This is a genomic window from Colwellia sp. MB3u-55, assembly GCF_014076785.1.
In the GTDB taxonomy this organism is placed as follows: domain Bacteria; phylum Pseudomonadota; class Gammaproteobacteria; order Enterobacterales; family Alteromonadaceae; genus Colwellia_A.
Genome location: NZ_JACGUS010000112.1, coordinates 1 through 17,835, shown reverse-complemented (window position 1 = coordinate 17,835; position 17,835 = coordinate 1). Strand labels below are relative to the sequence as shown.

14 protein-coding genes and 1 pseudogene are annotated in these 17,835 nt (G+C 37.6%); 10 read left to right on the top strand and 5 right to left on the bottom strand.

Features of this window, described 5'->3' with window-relative positions; genetic code table 11:
• Window positions 1–52: 52 nt before the first annotated feature.
• Both H4J66_RS09390 and H4J66_RS09385 read right to left on the bottom strand, forming a co-directional pair.
• On the bottom strand, window positions 53–853 hold the full coding sequence (locus tag H4J66_RS09390; protein ID WP_182173609.1) for a cytochrome c biogenesis protein CcsA: 801 nt from the start codon (window positions 851–853) through the stop codon (window positions 53–55).
• Between the two features lie 89 nt (window positions 854–942).
• Window positions 943–2,049, bottom strand: a complete 1,107-nt coding sequence (locus tag H4J66_RS09385; protein ID WP_182173606.1) for an SO_0444 family Cu/Zn efflux transporter — start codon at window positions 2,047–2,049, stop codon at window positions 943–945.
• Between the two features lie 257 nt (window positions 2,050–2,306).
• Between H4J66_RS09385 and ffh the strand changes: the two genes are divergently transcribed.
• The 10 genes and pseudogenes from ffh (at window position 2,307) to H4J66_RS09335 (ending at window position 12,238) form a co-directional block, all read left to right on the top strand.
• Window positions 2,307–3,698 (top strand): signal recognition particle protein, encoded by a 1,392-nt coding sequence (ffh, locus tag H4J66_RS09380; RefSeq protein WP_182173603.1) that lies wholly within the window; start codon window positions 2,307–2,309, stop codon window positions 3,696–3,698.
• Window positions 3,699–3,906: 208 nt separating this feature from the next.
• Window positions 3,907–4,155 carry a 30S ribosomal protein S16 gene (gene rpsP, locus H4J66_RS09375; protein WP_070375880.1) on the top strand — a complete coding sequence of 83 codons (249 nt, stop codon included), beginning with the start codon at window positions 3,907–3,909 and terminating at the stop codon, window positions 4,153–4,155.
• A 26-nt stretch (window positions 4,156–4,181) separates the two neighbouring features.
• Complete coding sequence (gene rimM / locus H4J66_RS09370) at window positions 4,182–4,712, top strand: ribosome maturation factor RimM (RefSeq protein ID WP_070375881.1); 531 nt, start codon at window positions 4,182–4,184, stop codon at window positions 4,710–4,712.
• Between the two features lies 1 nt (window position 4,713).
• Window positions 4,714–5,535 carry a tRNA (guanosine(37)-N1)-methyltransferase TrmD gene (gene trmD / locus H4J66_RS09365; RefSeq protein WP_259368491.1) on the top strand — a complete coding sequence of 274 codons (822 nt, stop codon included), beginning with the start codon at window positions 4,714–4,716 and terminating at the stop codon, window positions 5,533–5,535.
• 37 nt (window positions 5,536–5,572) lie between these two features.
• Complete coding sequence (gene rplS / locus H4J66_RS09360; protein ID WP_070375882.1) at window positions 5,573–5,926, top strand: 50S ribosomal protein L19; 354 nt, start codon at window positions 5,573–5,575, stop codon at window positions 5,924–5,926.
• A 791-nt stretch (window positions 5,927–6,717) separates the two neighbouring features.
• On the top strand, window positions 6,718–7,476 hold the full coding sequence (locus tag H4J66_RS09355; RefSeq protein ID WP_182173600.1) for a DeoR/GlpR family transcriptional regulator: 759 nt from the start codon (window positions 6,718–6,720) through the stop codon (window positions 7,474–7,476).
• Window positions 7,477–7,750: 274 nt separating this feature from the next.
• Entirely contained in the window at window positions 7,751–9,271 is a 1,521-nt protein-coding gene (gene glpD, locus H4J66_RS09350; RefSeq protein ID WP_182173597.1) for a glycerol-3-phosphate dehydrogenase, read from the top strand.
• 209 nt (window positions 9,272–9,480) lie between these two features.
• A complete protein-coding gene (locus tag H4J66_RS09345) occupies window positions 9,481–9,819 on the top strand; it encodes an ice-binding family protein (RefSeq protein WP_310650646.1) in 339 nt (112 codons plus the stop codon).
• Between the two features lie 201 nt (window positions 9,820–10,020).
• Window positions 10,021–10,293 (top strand): annotated as a pseudogene (locus tag H4J66_RS09340) (EAL domain-containing protein); the annotation flags it as partial.
• Window positions 10,294–10,693: 400 nt separating this feature from the next.
• Window positions 10,694–12,238 carry an EAL domain-containing protein gene (locus H4J66_RS09335; RefSeq protein WP_182173592.1) on the top strand — a complete coding sequence of 515 codons (1,545 nt, stop codon included), beginning with the start codon at window positions 10,694–10,696 and terminating at the stop codon, window positions 12,236–12,238.
• A 114-nt stretch (window positions 12,239–12,352) separates the two neighbouring features.
• On the opposite strand, the gene H4J66_RS09330 is transcribed toward H4J66_RS09335, so the two are convergent.
• The 3 genes from H4J66_RS09330 to H4J66_RS09320 all read right to left on the bottom strand — a co-directional run bounded on the left by H4J66_RS09330 (window position 12,353) and on the right by H4J66_RS09320 (window position 17,091).
• A complete protein-coding gene (locus tag H4J66_RS09330) occupies window positions 12,353–15,508 on the bottom strand; it encodes an efflux RND transporter permease subunit (protein ID WP_182173590.1) in 3,156 nt (1,051 codons plus the stop codon).
• A 14-nt stretch (window positions 15,509–15,522) separates the two neighbouring features.
• Complete coding sequence (locus H4J66_RS09325; protein WP_182173587.1) at window positions 15,523–16,647, bottom strand: efflux RND transporter periplasmic adaptor subunit; 1,125 nt, start codon at window positions 16,645–16,647, stop codon at window positions 15,523–15,525.
• Between the two features lie 96 nt (window positions 16,648–16,743).
• A complete protein-coding gene (locus tag H4J66_RS09320; RefSeq protein ID WP_182173584.1) occupies window positions 16,744–17,091 on the bottom strand; it encodes a DUF2946 domain-containing protein in 348 nt (115 codons plus the stop codon).
• Window positions 17,092–17,835: the final 744 nt, after the last annotated feature.

The window sequence follows — 17,835 nt, the reverse complement described above, 5'->3', positions numbered from 1 at the left end:
GATAGTCATTAAGTACGTTATATACTTATTTAATGACCATTGTTTCGATAATTTACAGTAAAATAAATTCTTTAACAAATCGACTACCGAAATATGCCAATGTTAATAAAGCACTACCGGTAACCATTAATATTAATACTCGATGTCCACGCCACCCCCTATTGTAATGACCCCAGAGTATCGTTGAATAGACCAACAGGGCTAATACAGACAATATCGTTTTATGTAAGTTTTCGTGTGAGATCATCCCATCTAAAAATAAGAAGCCAATCACTTGGCTGAGTAATAAAAAACTCGTGCCAATACTTAATATAATAAAAAGCTGACCTTCAACTTGCATCAATGGCGGTAAATGACTGACCGCCACCAAATTTTTTGTTTTTAATTTTAAATGGATATAAGCCACTTGAAACGCATAAAGTGTTGCAATGACCAGCGTACAATAAGAGAGCAGTGCAAGCGTCACATGGCTTATTACACTTAATTGATGATTAATTAACGGGGCTTGTTCTACACTCGGTATGAAGACCATCAAAAATTGCCAAATACCCGCAAAACCATAAATAACCGGTAAGAGTAGATTCACTTTAAAGCGCAAGGCAAATGCAGAGACTGATAAACAAATAATTAAACTGACTAAAGAAATAACGTTAGGTAATGCAAAGTTAATATCTGCTTGAGCAACTAAAAACTGTGCATTACTTAAGGTGTGAAGCACCATAGCTAAACAGCCAAAAAATAATACGAAAACTAAATTAGGCCCTTTAGGATGAAATAAACGTAATAACATTGCAGAAGTTGCTACAGTATAAGCAAAAAATGCAATTAAAGAACAAATATCCGAAAAACTCACAACGTGCTCCCACACAAGAACTTAAAAGTTAGGTATTTATACCTGCAAACGATTCTATCAGAATGCGGGTAATACACCCTATATTAAAACTATAAAACTAATTTTCTTAAAGGTTTTATTGATAAAAAGGCAATTAAACCTGCGCAAGTTAAACCAAACCAAAAGGGCAGTAATTCATGGCTATGTTGCATTTGTTGGGTAATATTCATATCAAAAAATACCAAGCCCCAATCAAGTAATAAGCCAAAGCCAATTGCACATAACGAAATACCTAATAAGTACCGGATTAAAACACTGCTGCCCATTTCATTTTTAATGACGCCCAATGTTGAGATATTGGTTGCAGGGCCAGCCATCATAAAGACCAACGCTGTGCCAGGAGATATACCGGCTAAAATAAAGCCCGCGGCGACAGGGGTTGATGCAGTGGCACAAATATACATAGGGATTGATATAACAATCATCACTAACATTGCGCCTAAACCACTTCCGTAGCTAAGTAAAAAAGAGGCGGGTAAAAATGTTTTTATTAACGTGGCAAAAACTAAACCGACTAATAACCAAATAATGATATCGTCAATCAATTGCGTTGCCGCGTAATGAATACCTGAGGTGGTTTTACTGATAAAACTTGCTGATTTTTTTGGTGGTTCAGATGTTTTTTCACTGGCACAACATGAAGATTTTACATTTTCTGTCGCAAGTACAGGTTCAGTAACTACTTTTTTCTTACTTGGACAACAACTAGGTGCATCTTCTGCTGCTGATTTGGGCAGAGTAATATCTTCTTTTTTTATCGTTGAAACCAATAAACCAGTAATAATAGCAGAAAATATCGCAGTTATTGGCCGATAAATAGCAAACACTGGCCCTAATAAAGCATATGAAACAGAAACAGAGTCAACGCCTGTTTCTGGGGTCGCAACTAAGAAGGATGAGGTTGCAGAAGCGGAAGCGCCACTGCGACGCAATTCTGTTGCAACAGGGATAACACCACATGAGCATAAAGGTAAAGGTGCGCCAATGAGTGCGGCTTTAACAATAGCGAGTTTCCCTTCGCCTAAATGTTGACTTAAAATTTTAGTGGGTACCCAAGACTTCATTAAACCAGCGATGAGTAAACCTAATAATAACCAAGGACTTGCTTCAGCGCTTAGGGCTAAAAAGTTTGTCAGTAATTCAGATAAATATTCCAAGACAGTCACTATATTAATTATATAAAAGTTAAACCAACCTACAGCTTACCATACTTATATTAAGGTGCATTAGTCGTTATCAAATAACCACGATTTATTTATCTGATCTGCTGTTATTTACTCTTGCAGCTATTTGATAAATCTAACCCTAATGAGGATGAAGAAACTGAGAGGATTTGCTATTAATCCTTTCGCTTATTTTATTGGCGGGTATAATATGCAATAATTTTTATATTCAGCACAATATAGAGTCATACATGTTTGAGAATCTTTCCGATCGTTTAACTAAAACGTTAAAAAATATCAGTGGCCGTGGCCGATTAACAGAAGACAACATTAAAGAAACATTACGTGAAGTGCGTATGGCACTTCTTGAAGCGGATGTTGCCTTACCGGTTATTCGTGATTTTATCGCTAAAGTAAAAGAGAGCGCGGTTGGTCAAGATGTCTCTAAAAGTCTTACTCCAGGACAAGTCTTCGTAAAAATTGTTCAAAAAGAACTTGAACATGCTATGGGTGAAGTCAACGAGACCCTTAATTTAAAAGCGGCTCCACCAGCTATTGTATTAATGGCTGGTTTGCAAGGGGCGGGTAAAACAACCTCTGTGGCAAAGTTATCAAAATACTTAACAGAGCGTGAAAAGAAGAAGGTATTAGTCGTCAGTGTCGATGTTTATCGTCCGGCTGCTATTAAACAGCTAGAAACATTAGCAAACGAAATTAATATTGAATTTTTCCCAAGTGATATTTCGCAAAAACCAATCGATATTGCTAATGCAGCTATTGAGCATGCTAAAAAGTTTTTATTTGATGTATTAATTGTTGATACTGCGGGTCGTTTACATGTCGATAAAGACATGATGACTGAGATTCAAGACCTACACGCGGCTATTAATCCAATAGAAACATTATTCACCGTTGATGCAATGACGGGACAAGATGCGGCTAACACAGCGAAAGCCTTTGGCGACGCTTTACCGTTAACTGGTATCATACTGACTAAAACTGACGGTGACGCTCGAGGCGGTGCTGCGCTTTCTATTCGCCATATTACCGGCAAGCCGATTAAGTTTATGGGTGTTGGCGAAAAAATTGAAGCATTAGAACCTTTCCATCCTGACCGTATTGCCTCACGTATTTTAGGCATGGGCGATGTACTTTCTTTAATCGAAGAAGTTGAACAAAAGGTTGATAAGAAGAAAGCTGAGCAATTAGCCAAAAAATTTAAAAGTGGTAAAAGTTTTGATTTAGAAGATTTTCGTGAGCAACTTGTGCAAATGAAAAACATGGGTGGCATGACTAGCATGATGGACAAATTGCCTGGTATGGGCAGTATGTCAGATAAAATTAAAGATCAAATGGATGATAAATTAACCTTACGAATGGAAGCTATTATTAGCTCTATGACTAAAGGTGAACGTGAGCGTCCTGATATTATTAAAGGTTCTAGAAAACGTAGAATTGCTGCAGGTTCAGGTACTCAAATCCAAGATGTGAATCGTTTATTAAAACAATTTATGCAAATGCAGAAAATGATGAAAAAAATGTCAGGTAAAGGTGGCATGCAGAAAATGATGCGTTCAATGAAAGGCATGATGCCCCCAGGCGGTGCAGGTGGTGGCCCAGGTGGCGGAATGTTCGGTCGTTAAGATAAACAATATTTAATTTCAAAAGGTAGCGTTCGCTACCTTTTTTGCTTTTAGTCTTTAGTCGTTTCAGGTTTATCATTAGCACTGGACGATCTTTATACTTGCTATTTATCCTAGGAAGCGTAAAATACGCGAGCTTTTCTGTCACCTAGGGTGTCAGGAAATGTCTGGAAAATTCGTTTTAACACTTTAAATAATAGAGGGCGATATGGTAACCATTCGTTTAGCTCGTGGCGGCGCCAAAAAGCGTCCATTCTATCAGGTTGTTGTTGCAGATAGCCGTAACTCTCGCGATGGTCGTTTCATCGAGAAAGTTGGCTTTTTTAACCCAACAGCAGAAGGTCAAGCTGAGAAATTACGCTTAGATCTAGACCGTATCAACCATTGGGTTGGTCAAGGTGCTGGTTTATCTGATCGTGTGGCTAAGTTAGTTAAAGACGCTCAAGTAGCAGCTTAATTAATTTAGTAGGTTTAGGAGTTGTTGTGGAAGAAATAAATAAAGAAGTCATCTTAGGTAAAGTAGGCGCAGTTTACGGTATCAAAGGTTGGTTGAAAATTCATTCGTTCACTGATGAAACCGAAGCTATATTAGACTATTTTCCTTGGTCTCTAAAATTAGGGAATAAAATACAATCAGTCGATATATCTGATTGGCGCAAACATAATAACGGACTCGTTGTTCATGTTGCTGGTATTGATGATCGTGATATAGCCCAAAAGCTTGTCGGATCAGAAATATTTGTCAACGAAAGCGCACTAGCAGAATTGCCCGACGGGGAGTTTTATTGGCGCGATTTGATCGGCATGTCTGTTGTTACTGACAAAGGTTACGACCTTGGTCATGTTTCTGAAATTTTAGAAACTGGCGCTAACGATGTACTGGTTGTTAAAGCTAATCGTAATGACGGCTTTGGTCAAAAAGAGCGTTTAATTCCGTATCTTTTTGAACAAGTTGTAAAATCAATTAGTGCTGAAAATAAACAAATTTGTGTTGACTGGGACCCAGGTTTCTAACTTGAGTAATAGTGTTTCAACAAACAAACGATGGTATGGGGTGATAAGCCTTTTTCCTGAAATGTTTGACGCCATTACAGAGTATGGGGTGACAGGCCGAGCGATCCGTAACGGGTTGATTGAATTTCATAAGTGGAATCCAAGAGACTTTACGCACGATAAACATAGAACCGTTGATGACCGTCCTTATGGCGGTGGTCCGGGCATGTTAATGATGGTGCAACCGCTACGTGATGCTATTAAAGCTGCAAAAGCTGCTGCGAATTTCGCTGCAGATTCTGCGATAGTTGATAATAGTAGTTCTGATAAAGAACAAGTTAAGGTTATATATTTGTCGCCGCAGGGACGTAAACTCGACCAAGCTGGTGTACGCGAATTAGCACAACATAATAAGCTGCTATTTATAGCAGGGCGTTATGAAGGCATAGACGAACGATTAATTGAGTCGGAAATCGACGAAGAATGGTCAGTTGGTGATTATGTTTTGAGTGGTGGAGAACTCCCCGCAATGAACATGATTGATGCTATAGCACGTTTTGTGCCCGGTGTTTTAGGACATAATCAGTCAGCTGAGCAAGATTCTTTCTCAGAGGGTTTATTAGATTGTCCTCATTACACAAGGCCAGAAGTACTCGACACTTCAATAGAAGCTATGTCGGTACCTAAAGTGCTATTAAGTGGTAATCACGAACACATAAAGCAATGGCGTATGTTTAAGTCACTAGAAAGAACATGGACCAGAAGACCAGAACTATTAACTAACCTAGCTCTGACAGCAGAACAAAAGAAAATGCTAGCTTCTATTAAAGAAGATAATAAATGATTTTGTTGATGCCTGTGAACCCTAGGAAGAAGGTATTATGAGTAACATTATTGATATGCTCGAAAAAGAGCAGATGAAAACAGATTTACCAGCATTCGCACCAGGCGACACTGTTGTTGTACAAGTAAAAGTTACAGAAGGTGATAAATCACGTCTTCAAGCATTTGAAGGTGTAGTTATTGCAATAAAAAGCCGTGGCATCAATTCTGCATTCACTGTTCGTAAAATCTCGAACGGTGTTGGTGTAGAACGTGTATTCCAGACACATAGCCCTATTGTTGACTCTATTGAAGTCAAACGTCGCGGTGATGTACGTCAAGCTAAACTTTACTACTTGCGCGAGCTATCTGGCCGTAAAGCACGTATTAAAGAAAAATTGGCAAAAAGATAATCTCTTTTTAAGCCCGTTTTGCTTTAGCAATACGCATAAAAAAAGCCTGAATAATTCGTTATTCAGGCTTTTTTTGTTTTAGTGTATATTCGGATACAGTAACCTATCTTACTGATTCTGCTGATAGGTTTTTATTTCGATAATGCTTTTTACTTACTTTGTATGAGTGTACGGAATTTTCCAGCTGCCATATAAATTATCATGAGTTGTTTTATCTCATTGGGGTCGAAATGCCTTTCTCTTTGCTGCATATCTTCTAACCCCTCAAAAGAATTATATAACCCAGCCCTAGGTCACGCGATATAGTCTATATCTACTATGACTCTTTCGATACCTATAATGTTTTAATGGTAACAACAACGATAGTAGAAGCTTCTCTATAACTGCTGGTATTAAAGCATGGGTAATGTTTGAAATGGTAAGTGATTTTTATTCTGTTCTTGTGGGTGAATATTAATAACACACTATCTGATGTACTGTTTGCCACGGTGTAATGTCTTCATCACAGGTTTGTTTTGACAATATTCGCTATTAACGCTACTTAAAAAATTTTTGTTATCTAAATAAAACATAATAAATAATGTTATTTCTACCAAGGGGCGCTTCTAAATAGACGTCAGTGCTGAAGAATTAAAATGCGTTGTTAAATTTTCATTAAAGTTCACTTATGTTCATTTTGTGCTTTCTATATGACGACTAAACGATTATAAAAAATATTATTCGTTAATTTGTTTGCTTATGTTGATGCAGGTGGCAAAATAGCAACATCTAATTCATAAAGTATAAGTTTAATGACACAACAGCAACGACAAGCGTTAATTTTAGAGATGATTAAAAAAAGCGGTTTTGTCAGCATTGATGAACTTGTTGAACACTTTAAAGTGACACCACAAACGGTTCGCCGAGATCTTAATCAATTAGCTAAAGTACAAAAAATTTCACGTCATCATGGTGGTGCCGGCATTGAGTCAAGTACTGTCAATACTGATTATCAAACACGAAAAATTATGGATCTTCAGGCCAAGGAAAAAATTGCTGCTGAGTTAGTGCGCATGATCCCCAATGGAGCATCGCTTTTTATCAATATCGGTACAACCACAGAAACCATTGCGCGTGCCTTATTGGGCCATAAAGGTCTTCAAATTGTGACGAATAACTTAAATGTTGCTTCTATACTGGGTGCCAAGGAAGATTTCTCTGTTGTTATTGCTGGTGGCGAAGTTCGCCATAGAGATGGCGGCGTCATAGGTGAAACAACAGAAGACTTCATTAAAAATTTCCGTATGGACTTTGGTATTATTGGCATCAGTGGTATTGATATCGAAGGTTCACTTTTAGATTTTGATTACCGAGAAGTTAGAGTAGCTCAAGCTATTATTGCCAATTCACGGCAAGTGATTTTAGCGGCCGACCACTCAAAATTTGGTCGTAACGCTATGGTACGCTTAGGTAATATTAATCAAGCAGATCACTTTTTTACCGATGCTCCTCCTCCTGATGAAATACAGAAAATCCTTTCAGATCATAACGTCACTTTACATTTAGTTTAATTTATAATCATTATTTATTAGCACTAACTGTTAGCAATATATAGCGCCTTATCTTAAGGTTTAGTTTAAACCCTACTTGCTAAATAAATTTTTTCTAATCAACAATTCTTTAATTATCAATAAAAGTATAAATTTATGTTCGTTTATGTTCGTTTTTATTGCTTTGTTTTCACATTGGTTGTATTGTTCACCAATAATATCAACGTTAAGTAAAGGCAAGCGACAAAATAGTGAGGGTTAAAGTAATTTCCTCTGGTCGCAACTAAGGAACAATATGAAAGATCAAAGCGTTATTTATGATTTACTCGTTATTGGTGGGGGGATCAACGGTACAGGCATTGCTGCCGATGCAACAGGTAGAGGGTTAAATGTTTTACTTTGTGAAATGAATGATCTTGCCTCCTCAACATCATCAAATAGCAGTAAACTTATTCATGGCGGTCTACGTTATCTCGAGTACTATGAGTTTCGCTTAGTTCGAGAAGGGCTTGCTGAACGTGAGATCTTATTAAAAAATGCGCCCCATATCATATGGCCTTTACGTTTTCGTTTACCTCATCGTAGTCATCTACGCCCTTCTTGGATGATAAGAATTGGCTTGTTTATGTATGATAACTTAGCTAAACGAGCAACACTAAAGGGCTCAAAGGGAATTAAATTTGATAAAAATAGTCCCGTTGTAGATACAATCACTAAGGGATTTGAATACTCTGATGCATGGGTTGATGATGCTCGGATGGTGGTTCTCAATGCCATTGCCGCTAGAGATAAAGGCGCGAATATTATGACGCGTACTCGTTGCTCAGATGCAAAAAGAGTTGGTGATATTTGGGAAGTAACACTCAATGATAATATCACTGGGGAAAAACAGCTTGTTAAAACTAAAGCGTTAGTAAATGCTGCCGGTCCATGGGTAACAAGTATTTTCGATGAAGCATTAAAAAAGCCATCACCTAAAAAAATTCGTTTAATTAAAGGCAGCCACATTATAGTGCCGCGTATTCATAACGAGTCGCAGGCTTATATTTTACAGAATGAAGATAAACGTATTGTCTTTGTTATTCCTTATGAAGATGACTTTTCTTTGATTGGAACAACGGATATAGAGCATATCGGCGATCCCGCGACAGCTTGTATTTCAAAAGAAGAAACTGACTATTTAATCTCGGTAGTTAATGGCCATTTTAAACACCAAATATCAAACAAAGATATCATTGCGACTTATTCAGGTGTTAGACCCTTACTCGATGATGAATCAGATTCGCCTGCAGCGGTAACCCGTGATTATACTTTCGAAGTAGATGCACCTTATGGCAAAGCGCCTTTGTTATCGGTATTTGGTGGTAAAATTACCACTTATCGTAAATTATCTGAAGCTGCAGTTAATGGGATTATTAATCATTTCCCTGATGCGGATAAATGTATAACAGCACATACGGCTTTACCAGGGGGCGATTTTGACAATCAACACAATTTACAAACCAGCTTGGAACAGCAATATAGCTGGTTACCTCATAAAATAATTAATCGTTACGTTCGCTCTTACGGTACGTTAAGTCATAAAATTTTGGCTGGTATTAACTCACTAGAAGGCATGGGAGAGTATTTTGGTGCCGGTCTTTATCAACGCGAGGTAGAGTACTTAATTCAACAAGAATGGGCTGTTGATCTTGAAGATATTATTTGGCGCAGAAGCAAACTTAGCCTACATTTAACCGAGAAGGAAAAATCTGGATTAGAATATTTTATTGTGACATTTAATTCCAGTAAAAAAGTTACATCTACCTGCGAATGATAACAAATAAAAGCCGACTGATATTCGCCTGTTCTTTGTAAATACAGTGCTAGCTTTGATGACTTTAGTGAGTTAGCTCAGCACTGTATTATCTTTGATAAATGAATAGTAACAATATCAGAGGTGAATGGCTGAATAAGTGAACTGGCTGGGCGCTAGTTGTTGAGCTGACGCCCATCATTAACAATCAGGAAGCGCTTATTAAGTCTGTGCAACAAGATATAAAAGACATGGGTACAGGAACAGAACTCGTATCAACCACTTTTGGTACCAACGACGAAACACTTGAAGGGGGTATTTACAGCACAATAAATTATTTAACCATAGCGATAGGTAAAACCTTAACGCTTGATGGTAAAGGTATCGATGGTTCTTGGATTTTTAATATCGCCAACTATCTAACCTTCTCTGCAAACTCAACAGTGATATTGGAAGGTGTAACCGATAAAAGCACCATTATCTGGAATGTTCTTGGCGACAAAACCGGCTTAGCAGGTTACATAACCGGCGCTGAGGCTAGAGGTTATATTAATAATCATTTATTCTAGAATACCGCTAAGAAGATCAGTCTAATAAGTATGAAAATTAAGATGCAACACAATTAATTCACTACTATAGCAATAACAAGGTTCAAGTTACTCTGGTGTTGAGGAATTGCGAATTTCAGACTTTTCTAACATTTTTTACTTAAAATGGGGCTATAGTAGTTAACGTTATTTCTACCTGAATTTTTAGCAGCATACATGATTGAAGTTGAAAAACTGGGTATAAAACTATCAATGGATGACTTTGGTACCGGGTATTCATCATTAAGTTATTTAAGAGAATATGACTTTGATGTGCTTAAAATAGATAAAAGTTTTATTCAAGGGATCACAATAAGTAAGGCCGATTGTCAGTTAGTTAAAACTATTATTGTCATGGCCCATAGCTTAGGTATGACTGTTGTTGCTGAAGGTGTTGAAACTCAGCCACAGCTTGCTTTACTAGCAGAGTTAGATTGTGATTTAGTGCAAGGATAATATTTTAGCCAACCAAAACCAGCCGAGCAATTACTTGATTTTCAGCTCACTTCAAATCCTAAACTTAACATGATTGCTAACGTGTAGAACTCTGTTATTAGCACAGTTGAACACCACCACAACAGGCATTATTTTGTCGGGTTGTTTAGCAATACCGTTAACTAATATCACTTAAGCACTTTAATTTTATGCGACTAACCAGTAATATTTTATTAATATAAAAATATCTTAATGAAGTGCTCGCCACCAAAAAAACTCAATTGATTAAAAATACCTATGGACTTGCGAAGAGGGTAATCATAGTGATGACCAATCACTGAAGGCTAGTATTATCATATGAAATGATCTATAACTAAATATCAAAAATCATTACGTTATAAATTTAGTTGGGGCTGCGTATATGCAAAAAATGGGTTCGATTAACAAGTGTTTGGCGTTTTTAAGTGGGATTATTATTAGTTTAACGGTGATATTTTATAGCTATTCCTACATCTTAAAAAGTCAGCTTTTAGAGCAAGGAAAAAATATACTTAGCGATTTAATGGATGCCACGGTTTATGGATATGATGTTATTGAATCATTAAATAACCAGAACTTTACTTATTGCTCAGATGAAAATTTATTAGCAATGCGAAAATCTCAATTTGAATCAAATGACATTAGGGACATTGGCTTCCTTGAAAATGGCGTATTAACCTGTACCACAGGAATTGGCATCTTAAAAGCACCAATCAATAAATCTAGCTATGACTTTATGCTGGACGGACATGAATTCTGGTTTAACCATAAGCTGATCACTTTTGACAGAACGGTACAAGGCATTATTATTCGTAAGGACAATTATAATTTAGTTGCATCATTTCAAGGCATTTTGTCTGAACACAGAAAATTTAAAAGCTATGAAGTGATAGCACTCAAAGGTGAAAAGATTATTCATCTTTTTGGAGCACCTGGAATATATCAAAAAAAATCAACCAGTAGTCACCCTTATTTTAGCTCAGGATTACTATCGCACTCTTTTGAATCTTGTGGCCCTAAAGAATTAATCTGTGTGGCTATCGTGCAACCAAACTTTTCAGAATTCCAACTTGGACCTGTTTTTTTAATTTTAATGTTTATTTCTTTAATTTCAGGTGTGGCAACTTTACACGCTTATCAATCGATTTATGGTTACATTTACAGTACCAAGAGAAGAATAAAATTAGCCTTATCTTTTAAAGGTATTAAGCCACATTATCAGGCTATTGTTGAGTTAAAAACGGATAAAGTTATTGGCTGTGAATTACTGGCACGATTTGAAGACCATATTGGTCCTCTTTATCCTGATCAATTTATTTCAGTGGTGGGTGAATTAGATATGTCTTGGTTGATGACGGAAGACCTCATCTTGCAAGCTATCGACGATTTTAAAGATATTAAGATTACCAATAAACCCTTTTATCTTTCTATTAATGTTTATCCTAAAGATATCAATAACGGTAATATCCTCAAAGGAGTCGAACTGTTTAACAATATAACACCGAATCTTGATGTTTGCTTTGAGGTCACAGAAGATGAAGAGTTACACTATAGTAAAGTGGGCAATACCTTAGAAGTACTGTCAAAAAGTCGTATTAAAATTTCTATTGATGATTTTGGCACCGGTTACTCTAATTTATCTCAATTAAAGCTGTTAGATATTGATACTTTAAAGGTTGATAAGTCATTTATTGATGAAGTTGAGACAGGCTCCATTAGATCAACTCTAATACCAAATATTGTTTCAATAGCGGATAAGTTAGGGGCGAGTATTATTGCCGAAGGTATTGAAAATAGATTACAAGTAGACGAATTACTGAAAATGGATATTAAATTTGGTCAAGGTTGGTATTACTCAAAAGCTTTACCATTAGAAGAATTTAAACATTATTTGATCAATAATAGTGACTACAAATTTGATCAGTAAACGTAGGTGATTCTTGGTTTTATAACTGGTAATTTATAGTCTTATTGATTAAGTATATTGGCTGTTAATTTAAATAAAACCCCTCAACAATTTTTGTTCAGGGGTTTTATAACATTAATCTTTTATCCGTTGTTTAATTTTCGCCGCAGAGAAGAAATTATATAAAACAGGTAAGACAAATAAGGTTAAAAAAGTTGCGGTGACTAATCCGCCAACAATAACACTCGCGAGGGGGCGTTGTATTTCTGCACCCACGCCATTAGACATCATCATCGGCATCAGCCCCAATGCGGAAGTCATCGCGGTCATTAATACTGGACGTAGTCGCGATGTAGCACCGTCGAAAACTGCTTGTGACGTTGATAAGCCTTCTCTAATATGCTGGTTTATCCGCTCAACCATAACAACGCCATTGAGCACAGCAACACCAAACAACGTAATAAAACCAATAGAGCTAGGTACAGATAAATATTGTTCGCTAAGATAAAGTGAGAATACACCGCCAATAATCGCTAAGGGGACATTAACCAAAATTAACATCGCTTGACCCAACGAGCCAAAAGCAAAATAAAGTAGCAAAGCAATTAATGCCAATGAGAGTGGCACCACCAGTAATAGCCTCTGTTGCGCACGTTGTTGATTCTCAAATTGACCACCAATAACCACAGAATAACCTGTCGGTAAGTCTACTGTGCTGGCAATAATTTCACGAATATCAGCAACAACACTGCCCATATCTCTATCTTGTACATTTGCTTGAATAACGACTCGGCGTTGAACATTATCTCTACGTACCTGTGGTGGGCCTGACTCAAAGGTGATGGTGGCGATATCTCCTAAACGGACCCAAGCACCTGTTGGCGATTGTAAGCGAAGGTCTGCAATGGCTTCAGGACTGTTGCGATACTTTTCTTCCAATCTGACATAAATATCATAGCGCTCGTTACCGTTAATTATCTGCCCAGCACTCACCCCGCCAATGCCATCTTTAATGACATCCATAACATCGCCAACCGACAAACCAAAACGAGACAGTTGCTGTCTTTTGGGCTCTATGACTAATTGTGCTTCTCCTGCTATTTGCTCTAATGCGACATCGCGCGCGCCTTTCACCTCTTTTATCGCCGCTGCAATTTCTTCGCCTTTACTGGCGAGTACCGACAACTCTGGACCGAATAATTTAATAGCCAGTTGTGCTTTGACCCCAGACAGTAATTCATCAACACGGGTCGCAATTGGCTGTGAAAAATTAAGCAGTAAGCCAGGAAATTGTTCAAGGTCCTCTGCCATTAACGCTTGCAACTCGATGCGACTTTTAGCGCTACGCCATTGTGATACTGGCTCTAATCCTAGGTATATTTCAATGTTATTAACGGGCTCAGGATCGCCACCGATTTCAGCCCGGCCAATGCGACTAAGTGCGTAGGTTACCTCAGGAAACGCCATTAACTTTTCTTCAAGAATAGGCGCTACTGCTAACGCTGTTTCCAAACTCGATGATGGGGCTAAAGTGACCCTTAAGTTAATGGTGCCTTCTTCAAGTTCGGGTACAAACTCTGTGCCTATTTGGGGGACCAATGATATAGCTGCAACCAGTAATGATATGCAGGTAAACACCACAACCTTAGGGCGTTTCATCGCGGCTTTAAGACTTGTTCGATAGAGTTTATCTAAAGGCGTTAATATAAAACTTTCCCTTTCTTTTACGCCTTTGTTAAACATAAACGTTGCTAATGCCGGCACTACAAAAAGTGCCACTAGGGTGGCAGATATTACGGCTAAAATAATGCTAATAGCCATAGGTTGAAAAAGTTTAGCTTCGACCCCTTCAAAACTAAATAGCGGCGTAAAGACCACCAAAATAATAGCTGAGGCAAAAAATACCGGGCGAGCAACTTCTTTTCCTGCTGCCTTTAGCTGTCGTGAAATATCTTGTTGCTGGCTATTTTTATGGTTGGGATCGCTAGAGTAGTGTAAATGTTTAAAGATGTTTTCAACCATCACCACCGAACCATCAACTAACATACCTATTGCGACCGCAATCCCGCCTAATGACATTAAATTAGCTGACAACCCTAGCCAAGAAGTCACCATTAGCGCAATAGCGACCGAGATAGGAATCGAAATTAACACCAACAATGTTGCGGTTAAATTCATTAAAAATAAGGCGAGTATCACCGCAATAAATATAAAAGCTAAGGCAAGTGCTTCAACAACAGTATTAACCGCTTGGGTAATTAAATCGGCTTGGTCATAGAAAGGCTCAAAGCGCACACCTTTGGGTAGGGCTTGATTAATCATGGGTATTCGAGTGTTAATTCCGTCAATGGTGGCTTTGGTATTTGCGCCAATACGCTTTAATACGATACCTGAAACGACTTCACCCAAGCGTTCAACTTCGCCATTTTTGTTTCTGCGTGTCATGGTCGCCGCGCCTTGGCGAATTTCACTCCCCAAAGTTACTTTGGCGAGATCTGCGATAGTGACTACCGTGCCAGACACCGTTTTCACTGGCACCTGTTTAATGTCGGCTAATCCCGCTTCACCACTATTAAACCAACCTGTGCCTCGTATAACTAATTGCTCTTGTCCTCTGTTCATATACCAACCACCTACATTGGCATTGTTGTTTTCAAGCGCGGTAACTATGTCATCTTGGCTTAACTGATAAGAAAGCAATTTACTGGGTTCAATGTTGACTTGATATTGGCGAACACTACCGCCAAAAGATAAAACATCAGTTACACCATCAACCGGCACAACCAATAATTTCACTAGCCAATCATTTAAACTTCTTAAAGTCATTGAGTTATAACCCGCCTCTTTGTCAGCAATAAGTAAGTACTGAAAGACCTGACCTAAACCTGAGGTATTAGGTCCCATTGCAGGTGAACCAATGCCTTGAGGGATTAGTACTTTTGCCGCTTGTAGCCGCTCAAATACTAATTGACGAGCAAAATATATATCAGTGCCTTCTTTGAAAACCACCGTAACGCCAGATAGCCCCGTTTTTGATATTGACCGTACTTGTTCGACATCAGGCAAAGCATACATCACCGCTTCAATTGGGTAGGTGATGAGTTGCTCTACTTCTTCAGCGGCTAAGCCAGGTGCTTCGGTATTTATCGCTACTTGAACATTAGTGACATCAGGAAATGCATCTAGATTCAAATTTGGAATGGCAATAATAGCGGCTGCCATGGTGGTGATGAGTGCAATAACCACCAGTAGCCGATTATCTACCGACCAATCAATCATTTTATTTAACATCGTGTTATTCCTCTTTAGTGGCTGTGTGGATCAAATCCACTTTTCGCTATTTCTGAAGCCACAAAAAAGGCACCTTGGGTAACCACTCTTGTGTTGGCGGCAATACCGATGATTTGACGGTAATTGCCTAAAGGCTGGCCTAATTCAACTTCTACAGCCACAAATTCACCCGGATGGTCTTCAACAAAGACAGTCCAGTCGCCATCAGCCCCGCGCATTAACGCTGTTTCGGGTACTGCGATTACGGCAGTTTGCGTGTCAAATTGAAAATTAACATCTACAAACATCCCTGAGTGTAATGAATCATCTTTATTTTCGACAGACAACCTAACAATTCTCGTACGGGTTGTTGGGTCGATTGTATGGGCTTCTTGAATAACCAAGGCATGATAAGTTTGGCCAGCAAACTCTATTTCAGCCCTTGTCCCCGCGGGTAAGTTTAGTTTTTTGTTGGGTGAAACACGCGCCTCTACCCATAAGCTTTCTTCGTTAGCCAAAATCATAATTTTTTCACCGGGGGTGACTCGCTGTCCTTGTGAAAAATCATCACTTAATACCGCTCCTCCGCGCTGCGCTACTAAGGTATATTCACCTAGGGTTGATGAATTGTTTTTAACAATATCTTCAATAGCGTTTTTTGTTAGCCCAAATGCGGTCAAACGGCTAAAAGCGGCGATGTAATCAGTCTCACTTTTTAGTAAAAGGCTCTCGCTTAAGGTACCCTTAGTTAATTTTTTTGCCCGTTGCCATTCAGTATACGTTACCCGATAATTAGCTTGTGCTGCAGCAACAGATTCACTAAATAACGTGACTAATGGTTGGTCTTTTTCAACATGTTCACCTAAGGTCGCATGACGACTTATGACCACTGACTCTGTGCGTGGTGAGACGATATAACTGATGTAACCATTCGCTTTTATTTCTCCTGGGGCATAAACACGTCGTGCGAAAATCTTGGGTGTTAGCATCGATACTTTAATATTTGCGAGTGTTAATTGTGCTGTGGTAAAGCTAACCCCTGCTTTGTGCGTGTCTTCGGTGATTTCGACAGCAAGAGCAGGAATAGTTAAGGTGGTTAAACCATAAAATAAAACATTCAGTAGCTTTAGTGGCTTTGGTTTTTTATTGGTGTTGATCATTGTTATCTCTTAATTTAAAGGTAAACGTTGCAACAACACTAAATTCAATATTTAGTGTTAAGTAAACTTGTTGCGAAAAATTGTTATAAAATTAAATTAAGCGATTGGGGGGCGTATAAGTTGTTCTATAAAGTTGATATTGATATCGATAAGATAAAAATATTGATTGGGAATTAATAGCTTAGTGACAGTCGAAGTTGATTTTTTTGTTAAAAACCATTGGCTGTGTGAACCTTGACAGTGCCCACAATGATGACAGTCTTTGACGTTATGTTCAGTATCAGAGCTTGCATTAAGTCGCGCTTGATTGTCAACTTCATGAGAATGTTCAGTTTGTAAATGTTGAGCGTCAAGCTGATGATTATTGTCTGAATTAGCCACAGCAACAAACGATTGCAAGGCAATCGATAGTACTATTAAAAAGCCAAGCCAAATGTTTTTCATTTTTACTGCATTCTTCAATTTACAAACGGAATCTGGCGGATGCTAAGCTAAATCATATTCCTAGTCAATAATTAGCGAATGAGTGTCTATAACTTCTGGATTTTTGAACACCTAAATAGCGAAAGCAATAATAACTTACCTACCCCAGCAAGTGATGCAAAATGCCCGTTTATCTAAACTAACAATTAAAGCACTCATTAATTAGATCAATTCATTTTTCAGTTTATACCTATTAATAATATTTAATGTTAAAGCCATTTTTTGTCATCAAATATAGTTACAAATACTATTTATACACACATTTTGTTACTTTTTTGTTTTATTTTTGTTGCAGCCATTTATCTGGCTATAAGTACGAATATCTTAATTTTAATGCAAAGATAATGATACAAAAAAAGTAATTGTTACTTTCTTATCCACTTTTATAAGAGAGAAATTTCATATTAAATATAATGATTTTTTCAACTGTTATTAGATTAAATATATAAATAAACAATATTTTTTTTCTTATTGTATTGTTTTTATTCGTTTTTAATTGATTTTTATTTATTTGGTTTTTACTTAACAAAACCAATAAAAAGTAATAGCTGCTTTAAGTATACCAATTTATAGCATTTTTATCATCACCCTATACTCAATTGTTATAATACAGTATCCTTCGTATTCATCTTGTAAGATAAACTATTTCAGGTGAGAATGTTTTTGGTTGTTACCTTTTTTTAACAATTTACGGAAATTTTATTT